General features: G+C 62.0%; 15 protein-coding genes. 6 read left to right on the forward strand and 9 right to left on the reverse strand.

Translation table 11 applies throughout. The annotated features are described in order from the left end of the window. Positions 1–374: 374 nt before the first annotated feature. Complete coding sequence (locus ACTIFP_RS15450) at positions 375–1,643, forward strand: tyrosine-type recombinase/integrase (protein ID WP_439569604.1); 1,269 nt, start codon at positions 375–377, stop codon at positions 1,641–1,643. A 25-nt stretch (positions 1,644–1,668) separates the two neighbouring features. Here ACTIFP_RS15450 and ACTIFP_RS15455 read toward each other — a convergent pair whose 3' ends face one another. Then, positions 1,669–2,094: a DUF5990 family protein gene (locus ACTIFP_RS15455; protein WP_439569704.1), complete on the reverse strand. Its 426-nt coding sequence runs from the start codon at positions 2,092–2,094 to the stop codon at positions 1,669–1,671. A gap of 102 nt (positions 2,095–2,196) precedes the next feature. Here ACTIFP_RS15455 and ACTIFP_RS15460 point away from each other — a divergent pair, with 102 nt between their 5' ends. The 4 genes from ACTIFP_RS15460 to arsH are packed head-to-tail and all read left to right on the forward strand — an operon-like array spanning position 2,197 to position 4,828. Continuing rightward, a complete protein-coding gene (locus ACTIFP_RS15460) occupies positions 2,197–2,526 on the forward strand; it encodes an ArsR/SmtB family transcription factor (RefSeq protein ID WP_439569605.1) in 330 nt (109 codons plus the stop codon). Between the two features lie 14 nt (positions 2,527–2,540). Beyond that, complete coding sequence (arsC, locus tag ACTIFP_RS15465) at positions 2,541–2,969, forward strand: arsenate reductase (glutaredoxin) (RefSeq protein WP_439569606.1); 429 nt, start codon at positions 2,541–2,543, stop codon at positions 2,967–2,969. A gap of 9 nt (positions 2,970–2,978) precedes the next feature. Further along, the gene (gene arsB / locus ACTIFP_RS15470; RefSeq protein WP_439569607.1) at positions 2,979–4,043 is read left to right on the forward strand and encodes an ACR3 family arsenite efflux transporter; all 1,065 of its coding nucleotides are present in this window, start codon (positions 2,979–2,981) and stop codon (positions 4,041–4,043) included. A gap of 5 nt (positions 4,044–4,048) precedes the next feature. Continuing rightward, the gene (gene arsH / locus ACTIFP_RS15475) at positions 4,049–4,828 is read left to right on the forward strand and encodes an arsenical resistance protein ArsH (RefSeq protein WP_439569608.1); all 780 of its coding nucleotides are present in this window, start codon (positions 4,049–4,051) and stop codon (positions 4,826–4,828) included. Positions 4,829–4,842: 14 nt separating this feature from the next. Here the strand turns inward: arsH and ACTIFP_RS15480 are convergent, their stop codons facing one another. Then, positions 4,843–5,328: an arsinothricin resistance N-acetyltransferase ArsN1 family B gene (locus ACTIFP_RS15480; RefSeq protein ID WP_439569609.1), complete on the reverse strand. Its 486-nt coding sequence runs from the start codon at positions 5,326–5,328 to the stop codon at positions 4,843–4,845. Between the two features lie 280 nt (positions 5,329–5,608). On the opposite strand from ACTIFP_RS15480, the gene hutC reads away from it, so the two are divergent. Next, positions 5,609–6,409 carry a histidine utilization repressor gene (hutC, locus tag ACTIFP_RS15485; RefSeq protein WP_439569610.1) on the forward strand — a complete coding sequence of 267 codons (801 nt, stop codon included), beginning with the start codon at positions 5,609–5,611 and terminating at the stop codon, positions 6,407–6,409. Between the two features lie 11 nt (positions 6,410–6,420). On the opposite strand, the gene ACTIFP_RS15490 is transcribed toward hutC, so the two are convergent. The 7 genes from ACTIFP_RS15490 to ACTIFP_RS15520 all read right to left on the reverse strand — a co-directional run bounded on the left by ACTIFP_RS15490 (position 6,421) and on the right by ACTIFP_RS15520 (position 15,398). Further along, a complete protein-coding gene (locus tag ACTIFP_RS15490; RefSeq protein ID WP_439569611.1) occupies positions 6,421–7,155 on the reverse strand; it encodes a PepSY domain-containing protein in 735 nt (244 codons plus the stop codon). Next, complete coding sequence (locus ACTIFP_RS15495) at positions 7,152–7,856, reverse strand: PepSY domain-containing protein (RefSeq protein ID WP_439569705.1); 705 nt, start codon at positions 7,854–7,856, stop codon at positions 7,152–7,154. The genes ACTIFP_RS15490 and ACTIFP_RS15495 overlap by 4 nt, the downstream gene beginning before the upstream one ends. Before the next feature lie 10 nt (positions 7,857–7,866). Further along, positions 7,867–10,569: a TonB-dependent receptor domain-containing protein gene (locus ACTIFP_RS15500; RefSeq protein WP_439569612.1), complete on the reverse strand. Its 2,703-nt coding sequence runs from the start codon at positions 10,567–10,569 to the stop codon at positions 7,867–7,869. Between the two features lie 705 nt (positions 10,570–11,274). Further along, complete coding sequence (locus ACTIFP_RS15505) at positions 11,275–11,868, reverse strand: DUF411 domain-containing protein (RefSeq protein ID WP_439569613.1); 594 nt, start codon at positions 11,866–11,868, stop codon at positions 11,275–11,277. After that, positions 11,799–12,188 carry a DUF305 domain-containing protein gene (locus ACTIFP_RS15510; protein ID WP_439569706.1) on the reverse strand — a complete coding sequence of 130 codons (390 nt, stop codon included), beginning with the start codon at positions 12,186–12,188 and terminating at the stop codon, positions 11,799–11,801. The genes ACTIFP_RS15505 and ACTIFP_RS15510 overlap by 70 nt, the downstream gene beginning before the upstream one ends. A gap of 91 nt (positions 12,189–12,279) precedes the next feature. Then, positions 12,280–13,557 (reverse strand): copper resistance protein B, encoded by a 1,278-nt coding sequence (locus tag ACTIFP_RS15515; RefSeq protein ID WP_439569614.1) that lies wholly within the window; start codon positions 13,555–13,557, stop codon positions 12,280–12,282. Continuing rightward, positions 13,554–15,398, reverse strand: coding sequence for a copper resistance system multicopper oxidase (locus tag ACTIFP_RS15520; RefSeq protein WP_439569615.1), 1,845 nt, complete (start codon positions 15,396–15,398; stop codon positions 13,554–13,556). Before ACTIFP_RS15520 ends, ACTIFP_RS15515 begins: the two co-directional genes overlap by 4 nt. Positions 15,399–15,418: the final 20 nt, after the last annotated feature.

Genomic DNA, 15,418 nt, shown 5'->3' on the forward strand with positions numbered 1-15,418 from the left:
AGGGTTTGACGATGTGAGGTCGCCAACTTTGGCATGGCTCGAACCTTCGACCCGAACCTTTAGTTTGGAGACAAATCGGGAAACCCCGGCATCGGTCCGTACATTTATCGAGAGATGGGAACGTTTCGACAACGATATCGTAGAAACGAAACTGGAGCGGGCGAGGGATTCGAACCCTCGACCCCAACCTTGGCAACTTGAATTTCTACCTTTTCTATCGTTTTCGAAACTACGCTATCCCTCTATTTTTGCTTGTTTTCTTGAGTTTCTCTTTCACCTGTTATATCCTGCAATTGCCTCCGGTTTCCACTAAACTGGAGACATTTTGGAGACACTAGCGATTTTTGAAGTCGTGTCTCCAGCAGGAGTTTTATATGCCAACAGCAAAGCTGACAAAGAGGGCCATAGACGCCCTGGTTCCGCCAGAAAACAAGCATCTCATTCTATGGGATTCAGAGGTGAAGGGCTTTGGCCTGAGGATCATGGCGTCTGGGCTGAAGACCTTCGTCGTCCAGTATCGAAACGCCGAAGGCACCAAGCGGCGCATGAACCTTGGCCGCTTTGGCGTTCTAACCGTCGATAGAGCCCGCGATTTGGCGAAGTTGAAGCTGGCCGAAGTCATTGTCGGAGAAGATCCTGCCGACAAAGTCCGGCAGGATCGCAAAGGCATGACTGTCGCGGAGATGTGCGATTGGTATCTGGTGGAGGCGCGCGCGGGCAATATCCTCGGCCGCAAGAATCTTCCGATCAAGGAATCATCGCTCGGGATGGATGAGAGCCGCATTCGCACGCACATCGCGCCCCTGCTCGGCAATCGAATCGTCAAACATTTGAAAATCGCCGACGTCGAGCAGATGCAGACAGACGTGAAGAATGGGAAGACCGCCAAGCCTCGAACGGGAGGCCGGGGCGGCATGGCTACCGGCGGACCCGGCGTCGCAGGGCGGTGTGTCGGCACGCTGCAGGCCATCATCGGACATGCGAAGCATAAGGGGCTGCTCGAAACGCATCCGACAGAGGGGGCGAGGAAGCTTGCCAGCAAGAAGAAGACGCGCAGGCTGAGCATTGCCGAAATCGAGATGCTCGGCAAAGCGATCGCCTACGCAAAGGCCATTGGGGAAAACCCTGTCGCGCTTGGCGTGCTGCGCACATTGCTGCTCACAGGCTATCGGCGCCAAGAAGGTCAAGCGATGCGCCGTAGCTGGCTGCATGCCGAGCGCGGCTATGTCGCTTTTCCCGATACGAAGGGCGGCGCACAGATCCGGGCGATCGGACCCGCCGCCATTCGTGGGCTCGAAGACCAGACGGAGATAGCGGGTAATCCGCATCTGTTTCCGTCCGCTGTTGGGAATGGTCCGTACACCGCGGTCAGCGACTGCTTGCGGCGCGTGTGCAATTTGGCCGGCATAAAAGGCGTGACACCCCATACGCTTCGCCACACATTTGGAAGCGTCGCCGGAGACCTGGGATTCTCGGAGCTCACGATCCGGGCGATGCTCGGTCATGCCTCGCAGAATGTAACGCAAGACTATGTCCATATCGACGAAGCGCTGAAACTAGCCGTCCGGCGGACGTCGGACGAAATCGAGCGGCTCCTCGCGCTCGGCGCTGCGAAGCTGGAGACGATGCGCCACGCTGCATGATCGGCAAACGGGGGAACGCGCGAGTCTAAACGAGACGCCGTCCTGTCGAGCGCACCGTTGCGCAGGCGGGCGTACCGTCTTTGCCCGTGCCATTGACCGAAATCTCGATCCGGCGCCCACCCTTTGCCGCAGCATCGAGCAACTGCTGATCGATATCATGGATGTCGATCTTCATCCGCCGCGTCCAAGGCGACGCCGGGTCGCCGGCCGCTTGCCCGACACGAATATAGACAAACCGGCGTTCGGGGCCTTCACGCCGCACCTGATCACCAGAGAATTTCGGGCCGGGGCCGACGCGGACGGGAAAATCGAACGTCAGCGCTTCGCCAGCTTTCGAGCATTTCGGATCGAGCGGATGGTCGTCCTTGGCCTGCAAGCTGTGAAGAACGCCCACGACGGGCTGTTCGATGACGATCCGCATGGGGATCTCGCTCTGACTTTCCCGAACCATCATCAACCTATAGTCCGATTAGGGGATCGCTCAATTGCGCTAGCCCATCGGATATTTCCGATAGAATTTGACGAAGGCCTATTCATCGGATAATCCCGATACATGAATATGGATTTGGCATTACCCGCTCTTGCCGCGCTGGCGCACCCGACACGCCTCGAAGCCTTTTGCCTTCTTGTCCGGCACGAGCCCGAGGGACTTTCGACCGGTAAGCTCGTCGAAGCATCCGGCCTGTCTCAAAGCACCTTCTCGACCCATCTCGCGGTGCTGGCGAAAGCGAGCCTCGTGCGATCGGAGAAAGATGGGCGCCAGATCATCCAACGCGCCCATATCGACACATTGCGCGACCTGATGCTCTTTCTTGCCAAGGACTGCTGCCAAGGCCGGGCAGAACTCTGCGAGCCGCTGCTCGCTGAACTCGCCTGCTGCTAAGGGAGACTGGCGCCATGACCGACATCATCATCTACCATAATCCCGAATGCGGGACGTCGCGCAACACGCTCGCGCTGATCCGCAACGCCGGCATTGAGCCGCATGTCGTCGAATATTTGAAGACGCCGCCGTCGCGCGCCCTGCTCGAACAATTGATCGATCGCGCCGGCATCACCCCGCGCGAACTGCTCCGCGAAAAGGGCACGCCCTATTCCGAGTTGGGTCTCGGCGACACGGCTCTTGACGACGAAGCACTGATCGACGCGATGATGACGCATCCCGTCCTCATCAACCGGCCGGTGGTGGTCTCACCGCTCGGCGTGAAGCTTTGCCGCCCTTCCGAAGAAGTGCTCGACCTCATCCCGGAGCGGCAGCGCGGCGCCTTCGCCAAGGAAGATGGCGAACAGGTGGTCGACGCTGCCGGCAACCGCGTCGGGGCCTGAGGCACGGCGATGACAGACCTCAAACGGGAGCGCCTGTCGTTCCTCGACCGCTATCTCACCCTGTGGATCTTCCTCGCCATGGCGTTCGGCGTGCTGCTCGGTTCGGTTTTCAACGGCCTGCCGGCCGCGATCGACAGCCTGTCTTGGGGTTCGACCAATATCCCCATCGCGATCGGCCTGATCCTGATGATGTATCCGCCGCTCGCACGCGTCCGCTACGAGGAGCTGCCGCGGGTGTTCGAGGACAAGCGGGTCCTCGCCATCTCGCTGATCCAGAACTGGATCATTGGCCCCGTCCTGATGTTCGCGCTCGCGGTCGTCTTCCTCTCGGACAAGCCCGAATATATGACCGGGTTGATCCTGATCGGCCTTGCGCGCTGCATCGCGATGGTGATCGTCTGGAACCAGCTCGCGAAGGGCGACAATCAATATGTCGCCGCGCTCGTCGCCTTCAACTCGATCTTCCAGATCCTCTTCTTCAGCGTCTATGCTTGGTTTTTCCTGACCATCTTGCCGCCGCTTTTCGGGCTCGAAGGCAGTGTAATCGACGTCAGCTTCTGGACGGTCGCAGAAGCAGTCCTCATCTATCTCGGCATTCCGTTCCTCGCCGGCTATCTGACGCGCAAGCTGCTCGCCGGCGCCAAGGGCAACGACTGGTACGAGACGCGCTTCCTGCCCCGTATCGCCCCGATCACCCTCGTCGCGCTGCTCTTCACCATCGTCGCGATGTTCAGCCTGAAGGGCGGAGAGATCGTCACGATACCTGGCGACGTCGTGCGGATCGCGATCCCGCTCACCATCTATTTCGTCGTTCAGTTCGTCATCAGCTTCTGGATGGGGAAGCTCATCGAGGCCGATTATCCGCGCACGACGGCCGTCGCCTTCACCGCCGCGGGCAATAATTTCGAACTCGCGATTGCCGTCGCGATCGCCGCCTTCGGTCTCGCTTCGCCCGTCGCCTTCGCCGCCGTCATTGGCCCGCTCGTCGAGGTCCCCGTTCTGATCCTGCTGGTGAACGTCGCCTTCTGGTTCGGGCGCCGCTGGTTTCCGGCTTCAACCCCCACGAAAGATTGAACTCGATGTCCGCGACCTTCTCCCGCCTGCGCACGCTCGCCGATCCCGCCCATCTTCCGGCACTATGCCCCGACTATATCCGATCGCGGCCCGCGGTCGGTCTCGGCCCGCTCGATCCGGCGCCGCGTATCCTCCTCCTATACGGCAGCTTGCGCGAGCGCTCCTACTCGCGGCTCGTAGTCGAGGAGACCGCGCGCCTGCTCCAGCTGTTCGGCTGCGAGACGCGGATATTCGATCCGTCGGACCTGCCACTACCCGACCTGATCGCCGACGACGATCATCCGGCGGTCGAGGAACTGCGCCAGCACTCACTCTGGTCGGAAGGCCAGGTCTGGTGCAGCCCCGAGCGACACGGGCAGATCACCGGGATCATGAAGGCGCAGGTCGACCATCTCCCGCTCGCCTACAAAGGTCTGCGCCCAACGCAGGGGCGCGCACTCGCGGTGATGCAGGTATCGGCGGGATCGCAGTCGTTCAACAGCGTCAACACGCTGCGCATCCTCGGCCGATGGATGCGGATGATCACCATCCCCAATCAGTCGAGCGTCGCCAAAGCCTATGCCGAGTTCGACGAGGCTGGCCGCATGCTGCCGTCGAGCTATTATGACCGGATCGTCGATGTTGCAGAGGAACTGGTGCGCTTCACCGTTCTGACGCGCGGCCATGCCGATCTGCTCGTCGACCGCTATTCGGAGCGGAAAGAGCGCGGCGAGACGGTGGCAGAAGCCGAGCGGGCTTCAAACGTGGCTGCAATCCTGGACTCGATTGCTTCAACGTCGCGTTAGTTCTTCGACAACAGTCACAGCAGCCGTTGCCACCAGCCGACATCGTGCCATGCGCCGAATTTTCGTCCGACCTCGCGGTAGATCCCGACCGGCTCGAAACCCATCGCTTCGTGCAGCCCGACGCTCGCGTCGTTTGGCAGTGCGATGCCGGCAAAAGCGGCGTGATAACCCAAGCTCGCTGCGGCCGGCAGTAGACGAGAATATAAACTACGGGCGACGCCAATTCGTTGTGCGCCGGGCGCCACATAGACCGTGACATCGACAGACGTCCGATATGCCGCGCGCGTCCTATGCTCCGAGGCATAGGCATAACCGACAACACGCCCATCCATTTCGGCTACCAGATAGGGATAGTACGGCAGAATGGCGGCGATGCGCCTTTCAACTTCCGCGATATTGGGCGCTACGTCTTCGAACGAGACGATGGTGTCATTCACATAGGGCGCGTAGATTTCCTGAATTGCTGGTGCGTCCCCCATGACGATTTGACGCACATCCATGGCTGCACCACCCCAGAATCAGAATTCGGACAGACTGGCCTGCCGTATCCGGGCAATCAAGGTTCTCGGTCCGTTTTAGGCCGCGTCACGCCGAGTCAACTTCATTTCCATCTTAGTCGAATTGAATTTGACGAAGGACCTGCCGATGAGCCGACGAGTTCCCGCGTAAATCTTGGATTGGCCTACCGCGAAGTTGCACGGGTCGCCCGACGAATGAAGCCGTTCGGATTTTCCGTTCGAGCGCTTGGAATTTTCGCGCGCCAACCTGTATAGACGGGTTATGGATTCCATCACGCGCACGCCCGGTCGTGGTTCAAGTATTTCAAATGGTTCGGCCTTGGCCCGACGCGGAGGACCCGATGACGAGGAAGGCCGCGCGGCGCCTCGTTATGCCGCCATTAAGCAGAGCATTTGCGACGCCGTTCGTGACGGCCTCCTGAAGCCTGGCGACCGCGTGCCATCTGAAGCTGAACTGGTGCAGCAGTTCGATGTTTCGCGCATGACCGCGAACCGGGCGCTTCGCGAGCTTCAGGCGGCGGGCGTCCTGGTGCGCCGAGCGGGCAGCGGATCGTTCATCGCCGAGCCGAAGCCGATCGGCCAGATGATCGAGATCCGCAACATCGCCGAAGAAATCCGTGCGCGCGGTCATGTCTATCGCGCGCGGGTTGTCGAGAATGAGGAGATACGGGCAAGCGCCGAGACAGCGGCCCTGCTCGAGGTTCCCGTCGGCACGAAGCTGTTCCACTCGATTATCGTCCATCACGAAGCCGAGTTCCCGATCCAGCTCGAGGAGCGGTACGTGCTCGCATCGGCCGCCCCCGACTATGGCAAGATGGACTTCACCCAGATGACGCCGAACGAATATCTGACGCGCACCGCACCGCTAGAGCGGGTCGAGCACCGTGTCCGCGCCGAGAGCGCCGACGCGCGGACACATAGCATGCTCGGCCTGTCGGATGGCGAGCCGGTGCTGCGAATGACCCGCCGCACCTGGAGCCATTCGCGGCTCGTTTCGCACGCTTGGCTGACGCATCCCGGCTCGCGCTTCGAGCTGTCGGCAGCCTTCTCGATCGACGACTGACCGCCGGAAGGTCAGGCGATGCTGCGGCTGACGACGGGCTTGCGCCGCCGGCGCAGCCAGCGGAAATCGGCGCGGCTGAAGCTCTTGAAGAGCAGGTAGAAGCCCGTGCCCGACAGCCACAGCGCTCCGAAGGCGACAAAGATGATCAGCGGGTGATTAAAGCTCTTCCGGTTCACATAATCCATATTGTGGAGCATCCAGAAGAAGTCCCACGTCCGCCAGGTGTCGCCGCGCATCACAAGGAAGCGGGCGGTATCGAGCGAGACATAAGCGCTGCTATTCTCCGTATCGGCGAAGTCGACGCGCCACATCGCGCCTTCGTGATCGCGGGCCTCGAGGTTCGCTTTCGCAAGCACGCTGACCTCGCGGATCGGCGCCTCGTTCATCATCGCCGCGACCTCGCGGGCCATCGCGGCATCGACGCGAATATCGGCGCCGGTCGCTGCGTCGACCAGGCGGACTCCCTTGGCCGATTGCACCTCATAGACCGGCCGCGTCCCCAGATCGCGCAGCACCACTCCGGTGACCGCCTCGCCGCGCGGCAGCGCCGCGACGTCGAAATATTCCCCGGCGGGGAGCGGGTGGGCGTGCGACATGCCGCCGCCGTGGCCGCCGACCTTGTCCTTGTCGAGCAGCGCCATGACCGAGCCGCTGAGGGCCCAGAGCAGGAATTGCAGACCGAGGATCAGGCCGACCCATTTGTGAACGCGCCGGAAAAACAGCGGCGTCAGCCGAATCCGTTTCATGCCTTGTTCCTCTTGCGCCGCTTAAAGGACCAGATCAGCAGCCATGCGCCGGTCAGCGCCATTGCGAAGGCGCTCCAGGTTGCGACGCGGAGCAGCGGATTGTTGACGTCGGTCCGCTCGTCATAGTCCATGATGTGGAGCATCCAGGCGAAATCGAAGACCCGCCAGAGCGCATGCCGCCGCGAGATCAGCTCGCCGGTCTGCGGCGAGAGATAGAGCGTCGGGCGGTTCCAGCCCTCGAATTCGACCTGCCAATAGGGCGGCTTGCGCGACTGCATTTCTTGCGGCGCCTTTGTCAGAAGCCGTACCGAAACGATCTTGCCGTCGCCGGTATAGATGCGCCGCGCTTGCGCCCGGACCTGGGACTCGGTGAGGGCAGGCAGCGGCGCGCCCGAGCGGGCATCGAAGAGCCTTGGACCTTCGGGTGTCTCGGCGCGCCAGACGGATCGGCCCGAGAAGCGCTGGAGCTTTAGTTCGGATACGCCCGGCGCGGCCGCGACGACCTGCGACGGCGCTGCGAGGCCGTCGAGGTCGAAGGGCTGAGACGCCGGGGAGCGCACCAGATGGTCGCCATGAATGGTGTCGATATGAACGACCACCATGTAAAACCCGGTCAGCGTCCAGAGCAGAGCCTGGACGCCAACGACGAGGGCCAGCCATTTATGCGTTCGCCGAACGAGCAGCGGCCAACGGATTGCCATGCCGCTGTCCTCAGAACGCCGTGCGGAAGCCGACGTAGAAGCGTCGGCCAAGCAGGTCGTAGGTCATCGTATCGGTGTTCGCATCGGTGAAGCTCTGGATATAGGGCGCCTTGCGATTGAACAGATTGTCGACGCCGACCTGGAATCGCGTTTTCTCGTCGATCTCGAAGGCGACCTGAAGATTGTGATAAAAGACGTTGGGGGTGCTGTAGCCGATTTCTCCGGGCGACGCATTGAAGTCAGTCGCCTTGCCGATCCACTGGGTCGACCAGGTTGCGCTGACGCCGTCCTTTTCGGCCGTCAGCACACCATAGCCGCGCCACTTGGGATAACCGCCATTGCCGCCGCCAATGAAGCCATCGAAATCGATCGGCGCGCCGCCAGGGAAGGGAAGGACGACATATTTGTTGAGATAGGTCAGGTTGACATCGAGCGAGATGTTCACGCTGCCGATGTCATTATTATAAACGAGACCGAGGTCGAGCCCGTTCATCTCCTCGCGACCGGTGTTGATCGGCTGGGCGGAGAGGAAGGTGACTTCGCCGGTCAGCGGACTGCGCGTGAAATCGTCGCAGAAGGGATGCGACAGGTTGGTGCTGGCATAGCAGATGGCGAGCTTGGTCGAGCCCGGGATAGCGCGGATGGCATCCTTGATCTTGATGTCAAACCAGTCGGCGGTGAGCGACAGGCCGGGGATCAGCCCCTTGGGCGAGACCACGGTGCCGACCGTCCAGGTTGTTGAACTCTCGGGCTTCAAATCTTGGTTGCCGCCGACCGTGGTCAGGATCGTCGTGCCGAGCTGGACATAGTTCGCCGGCACGCCCGATGCCTGGCAGTTGGCGATCAGCCCAGCATTGCCGCTCGTCGCATAGCGCGAGCACGGATCGGTGGTGGTCAAATTCCCTTCGGACACCCCGCCGAACAATTCGGGGACGTTCGGGATTCGAAAGCCGGTGCCGTAGGTGCCACGCAGGCGGAAGCTGTCGCTGATCATCCAGTCGAGGCTGGCCTTGTAGTTCCAGTCGCTGCCGAACAGATCGTAATCGGAATAGCGCACCGCACCGCCGAGAGTCAGTGCCTCGAAGAAAGGCTTGTCCGCGAGAATCGGCACCGACAGCTCGAGATAGGCTTCCTTGGCCACGCTCGTCCCCGAAATCGGGCTCTGCTGGTTGGTGTTGGCGATCCCCAGGACGGTCAACGGATCGGGATCGCGCCAGCCCTTTTCCTTGCGATAAACGACACCCGCCGCGAACGAAACCGGCCCCGCGGGCAGCTTGAACAGATCGCCGTTGAGATCGGCGGTCACCGTCGCGAGCTCGTTCCCGCCGCGGTCGCGCGAAGTGAAGAGGATATAGTCGAGAACCTGCGGGGTCAGGTCGCCGAACCCCAGATAGTCGCCGCACGGGATGGCCGCGCCAGGCGCCGGGCTGCACACGCCTGTGTTGATCGTGTTGCGGACGCGCTCGAGATTGGCAATATTTGTCGAACCATCGACTGCTGTGTTTCGTCCGAAAGCGCCCGCAACTTCCCAGCCCCAGTCGTTCGACAGCTTGCCGCGCAGGCCGAAGGTTCCCTGCCAGGTGTCGGTTTCCTGGAAGAATTGGCGCGGCCCGGGCTCGGCGAGCCGCCGTTGGATCAATACGATGTTCTGGCCCGTCGGGTTCGTGGGGTTGCTTGCCGCGATCGACAGGTTGCGCAGCGTTCCCGGCGTCGCAATCTGGTTCGACTTGCGGAACGTGTAGAGGAATTCGCCGAATGCCTCGATATTGTCGGTAAGGTCATAGTCGGCGAAGAAGGCCGTGCTGACGCGCTCGACCGGGCTCACGGCGTTGAGGAACGGGTTCGAGTTGAAATTATGTTTGGCCGCGCTGTAAGGCTCGAAGAAATTGCCGTTGCCGCCTAGCACCTGGTTGAAATTGATCTGCTGCCCATTGGGCAGGACCGCGCGGCCGCCGATCGTCGAGGCGCTATTGACGCAGCCGAGCATTCCAGGCGTGGTTTCGGCCAGCGAACAGGGCGCGCGCGTCGCCATATTGACCGCGCGGGTCTTCTGGTAGGTGACAGCGGCCATGAAGCCGCCGCGATCGTTGCGGATGCCCCACAGCAGGTCGGCGGTGAAATCCGATCCGTCGCCCTTTTCGGTGATGCCTTGGCGAACGCTGAGCCCAAGACCTTCATAGTCTGTGCGGGTCACGAGATTAACGACGCCCGCCATCGCATCGGCGCCGTAGATCGCCGACGCGCCGTCCTTGAGGACATCGGTGCGCGCGAGTGCTGCGACCGGGATCATGTTGAGATCGGGAGAGGAGTTGGCGCCGGTGCCGCCCGCGACGAGGCGGCGACCGTTGAGCAGCACCAGGGTGCGCTTGATGCCAAGGCCGCGCAGATTGACCTGCGCCGTGCCATAGCCATTGTTCGCCCAATAGGCAGAGGTCTGGTTGCCGGCGAAACCGGCATTGGCGGGAAGACGTTGCAGCACGGTTTCGATATTGACCAGGCCGGTGTTTTCGATCTGCTCGGCGGACACGACCGTGGCCGGACCGACTCCGGCGAGATCCTGACGCCGGATTCGCGAACCGGTGACGACAATGTCGCTCCCTGATTCGCTCGTCTCTGCCGCCGACGCGGGAGCCGCTCCGTCCTGTGCATAAGCCGGCGTAGCGATAGTTGCGACCACCGCGGCGCTCGCGAGCAAAGATTTTCTGATGGACATGCGAAACCCCCTATTGGTTGCGTTATGAACCCTAGAGAGCACCAATTGTATATACAGGTCAATAGAAATTATCGTGTAACTTCAATATGTTAATTGGACATTGGGAGGTTGCACCGGGTATGATTAATACGCACCCCAAAGCGTTACCCCTCACGCGTCGAGACATTTTTTTTCATAGGTGGACGAGCTGCGAACGGCACAGTCCGCCGCGACCAAAATCTGCGTAATTTAATTACTCCAGCGCTTCGCGTCGCAGTCAGCAGACCGCCCCTCGTCGCGCCGAAGCAACAAGATCACTTGCGAGCCGACGAAGGACTGATGCGAGAGGGTATCGCTTACATTTTGTCCATGTCGTGCCCAGCGTGCGGATCGGGCTCGGGTGCGACAGGCTGCGGCGCTTCCGGCACGGCCTTCGCTCGGGGCGGAGCAGCCGCCTTCGGTTCTTGCTGGGTGCGAGACTTCTCGGGAGGCTTGGCCTCTTTGGTCGCTAGCGCCGGGTCAGCGGCGATTGGCGGCGCCGCTGCGGCAGGCATGGTCTCGACCATTGCAGGCGCCTCCCCCGCAGGAACTGCGCTCTGTTCCGGTGTGGCGCCTCGCTCCTGCGCAGGCTCAGTTCCGCATCCCGCCAGCGCTAGCATCAGGGCAGCGGCGCCGGATAGAGGAATGAATTTCGTCATATCAGTCTCCAATTGTCGTTCCGAAAGGTCATGCGCGAAATTGCGAAACCTTGCCGTCGCCGCTGAACGCCATAACTTCGAAGGCGTCGGCGCTTCCGTCCGGCATTTCCATTCCCGGTGATCCGCGCGGCATGCCGGGGACCGCAATTCCGCGAATGTCGCGCGGCTTGTCATGAAGAAGCTTCGCCAGATGCCGCATCGGCACATGGCCCTCGATGGCATAGCCGCCGATAATGGCCGTGTGGCACGACGCCAGCTGGTCGGGCACGCCATATCGCGTCTTTACGGCGGCCATATCCGCGCGGTTCTCGACGGTCACCGCATAGCCCTCGGCGCGCGCGAAATCGGCCCAAGCTTCGCAGCAGCCGCATTCAGGATCCCGATAGACGAGCATCGGCTCGCCGCCCTTGGCTTTGGCTGACGACCGCGATGTCGTCGCCTCGGATGCCCCATCGACAGCGGCAGGCTTGCGATCGCATCCCGCAAGCGCAGCGCCACCGGCCAGCGCAAAAAGCGCGAGAAGCCTGCGCCTACTGTAAGCGGACGTCATATTCATTTTCGCTCCAATATACGCTTCATCTGATCGATCTCGGACTTCTGGCCTGCGATGATGCCGCTGCAAAGCTGCCGGACCTCGGGATCTGAGAGCTTGGCCTGCTCGCACATGAGGATCGCGCCAGAATGATGCGGGATCATCGAGCGCAGAAATGCGGTGTCGCCGATCGTCGTCTGGGTCCGGATCAGCGCGAAGCTCCCGAAGAAGGCAACGGCCGACCCCAGCAGGAGAAGCGTATTGAGACGCTTCGACGGGAACATGCCGGGCATCGCGACGATCATCAGCACGACCATCGGCGAAACCATCATCAAGGTCATATAGACCATGTTGAGGTTGTTGTAGAAACTCGAGAGCCGGTCGATCATGACGAACATCACCAGATACATGATGAGTCCGCCGATGACCGTCTGCAGCGCAAGGCTGCGATAAGCTGGTTTCACGGCATTTCTCCTTGACGTGTCGCCACCCCGCGAATTTCTAGAACCAGGCCCGTACCCCCATGATGAAACTCACGCCGTTGGCATCCTCGCCCGCGGCTCGCGCGAAGCGCGCGGTATCGCCGACCTTGCGCGCCCATTCGACACCGACATAGGGCGCGAATTCCTTCACGATCTCGTAGCGGAGGCGGAGCCCAAGCTCGAGGTCGGAGAGGCCCGAGCCGGTGCCGGTCTCGGGAACATCCTGCAGCGCGAAGTTGAGTTCGGCCATCGGCTGGAGGATTAGCTTCTGCGTGATGCGCTGATCATAATAGCCCTCGAGCCGGCCGAGGAGATCGCCCTTGTTCGAAAGGAACAATGCGCCTTCGACCTCGAACCAATAGGGTGCGAGCCCCTCGAAGCCGATCGTCGCATAGGTGCGGTCGGGGCCCGGCCCGAGATCCTGCCTTATGCCCGCTTGCGCGTTGAAATAGGGGCCGATTGCCCGGCTATACAGCGCCTGCATTTCGGCGCTCTCGATGCCTTCGCCAAAGACGCCTTCGCCTTCGCTCTTGATCGTGAGCCGGTTGATGTCGCCGCCGTACCAGCCCTCGCCGTCCCAGCGGAAACCATCGCGGCCTTTGCGGGCCTGATATTCGGCAAGATTGAAGCTAATGAAGGCGATGGTCTGAGCGCCATTTTCCTTCATCATCTCGTGGCGCGAGTGCTCCATCTCGGCCGCAGGATAGACACGGTCGGCGTACCAGTCACCCGGCGGTGGCGGCGCGGGGGCGTCGCCCGGCGCAAGGTCGGTGCCGATGGCACCGGCGGCCGGTTCGTTCGTCGCGCTGGCCTTCGGAGTGCAATGCCCCATTTTCGCATGTTCAGCAGGGCAATCGGGATCGGCCGACGCAGCGGTCGGTTTGTCCATCGACATGCCGGGCATCGGCGGCTTCGCCTTCGGAGTGCAGTGACCCATCTTTGCATGCTTGGGCGGACAATCGGGGTCCACCGGCGCGGCCGCCGGTTTGTCCATGGTCATCGAAGGCTCCGGCTCAGGCGTGCAATGGCCCATCGCCGCATGTTCCGGCGCGCAAGCCGGAGCGTCCATTTCCTTTTGGTCCATGTCCATGCCGGGCATATCGCCATGATCCATTTCCGCCATGGGCGCGGGTTCGGATTGAGGCTGCGGGGCCGGCGGCGTCTTGGCAACGGGCTGCTTGGGCTCGGCCGGCATCGTCATGCCGGGCATCGACGAATGATCCATCGACTGCGCGGCAGCGGAAGACGCGAAGGCAAGCGCGGCCGTGCCGGCAAGGAAAAGCGCTGTGCGCGTCATGCGGCGTCTCCCTTCGGGCGAACGCTGACGACGCGCATCATTCCTGCGTGCATGTGGTAGAGCATATGGCAGTGAAACGCCCAGTCGCCGAGCGCGTCGGCGGTGAAGTCGAAGCTCGCGGTGCCGCCCGGCTGGACAAGCACGGTATGCTTGCGCGGCGAACGGTCGCCCTTGCCGGTGACCAGCTCGAAGAAATGGCCATGCAAATGAATCGGGTGGCTCATCATCGAATCGTTGATGAGGTTGATCCGCACCCGCTCGCCCTCGATGAAAGGGATGGGCTCGTGATGGTCGGACATCTTCACGCCATCGAACGACCACATGAAGCGTTCCATGTTGCCGGTGAGGTGGATGTCGAGCGAGCGCGAAGCGGCGCGCACGTCGGGATTGCGATCGAGCGCCACCAGATCATGGTAGGTCAGCACCTTGTGGCCGGCATTCTCGAGGCCCTGCCCCGGCTCGCCCATGCGATCCGATGGCATAGGGGAAATCGTCTGGACGCTCGGGTCGCGCTTGACCTGCGGCGCGACGCTGAAATCGCGCATGCTGTGTTGCATGCCGCCGCCCGATCCATGATCCATGCCCGCCATCTCGCCGCCTTCGGCCGCCGGCGTGCAATGGCCCATCTTGGCATGTTCGGGGGAGCAGGCGGGATCGCTTGCAGGCATCGGCATGGCGCTCATGTCGCCGCTGCCCGAATGATCCATTCCTGCCATTGAGCCGCCCGACATATCGCCCATGCCCATATCTTTCATCGTGGCGAGCGGCCGTTCGCGCAGCGGCGGAACCTCGGCGACCATGCCGGCGCGCGGCGCGAGCGTCGCGCGGCCCAGACCCGAGCGATCATTGGCCTCGGCGACGAGCGTATAGGCACGGTCCTCGACCGGGGTCACGATGACATCGTAGGTTTCGGCGACCGCGATCTGGAACTCATCGATGTCGGTCGGCACGACATTGAGCCCATCGGCCTGAACAACGGTCATCCTGAGGCCCGGAATGCGCACATTGAAGATCGTCATGGCCGAGGCGTTGATGATCCGCAGCCGCACGCGCTCGCCGGGATTGAAGAGCGCGGTCCAATTGTCGCGCGGGCCGTGGCCGTTGACGAGGAAGGTGTAAGTCGACCCATTGACGTCGGCGACATCGGAGGGATCCATGCGCATCTTGCCCCAGTCGATGCGGTCCTTCAGCGACTGATCCTTGCCCGCGAGCAGGCCGCCGAGCGTCTGGCGCTGCATGTTGAAATGACCCGGGTTGACCTTCAGCTTGCGGAAGATCGCCTCGGGCGACAACTGGCTATGATCCGACAGCACGACGACATGTTCGCGGTCATAACCGATCGGGTCGGCGCCCGCGGGGTCGATGACGATCGGCCCATAATGGCCGAACTGCTCCTGGAGACCGGAGTGGCTGTGATACCAGTAGGTCCCCGACTGGACGACGGGGAACTCATAAACGAACTTCGAGCGCGGCTTGATGCCGGGAAAGCTGACGCCCGGCACGCCGTCCATCTGGAACGGAAGGATCAGGCCATGCCAGTGAATCGAGCTGTCCTCGTCGAGGTCGTTGACAACCGTGAGCTTCGCCGTCTGGCCTTCTTTGAGGCGCACCAGCGGCGCCGGCACCGTGCCGTTGATCCCGATCGCACGGCTGAGCTTGCCGTCGATCCGCATCGTCTGCCGCGCGATGCGCAGGGTGATGTCATTGCCCGACACGGTAGGGAGGGGCGCGGTGATGCCTTGCGACACCGGCTGGGCCCACGCCGGGAACCATGCGGCGGCCGCGGCAGCCGCCCCGCCGCCCAGAGTTGCGCTCACGAACCGACGCCTGTCTATCTGCATGTTCTTCCCGACCGTTTCTG

It is taken from the genome of Sphingopyxis sp. (assembly GCF_051861155.1).
In the GTDB taxonomy this organism is placed as follows: Bacteria; Pseudomonadota; Alphaproteobacteria; order Sphingomonadales; family Sphingomonadaceae; genus Sphingopyxis.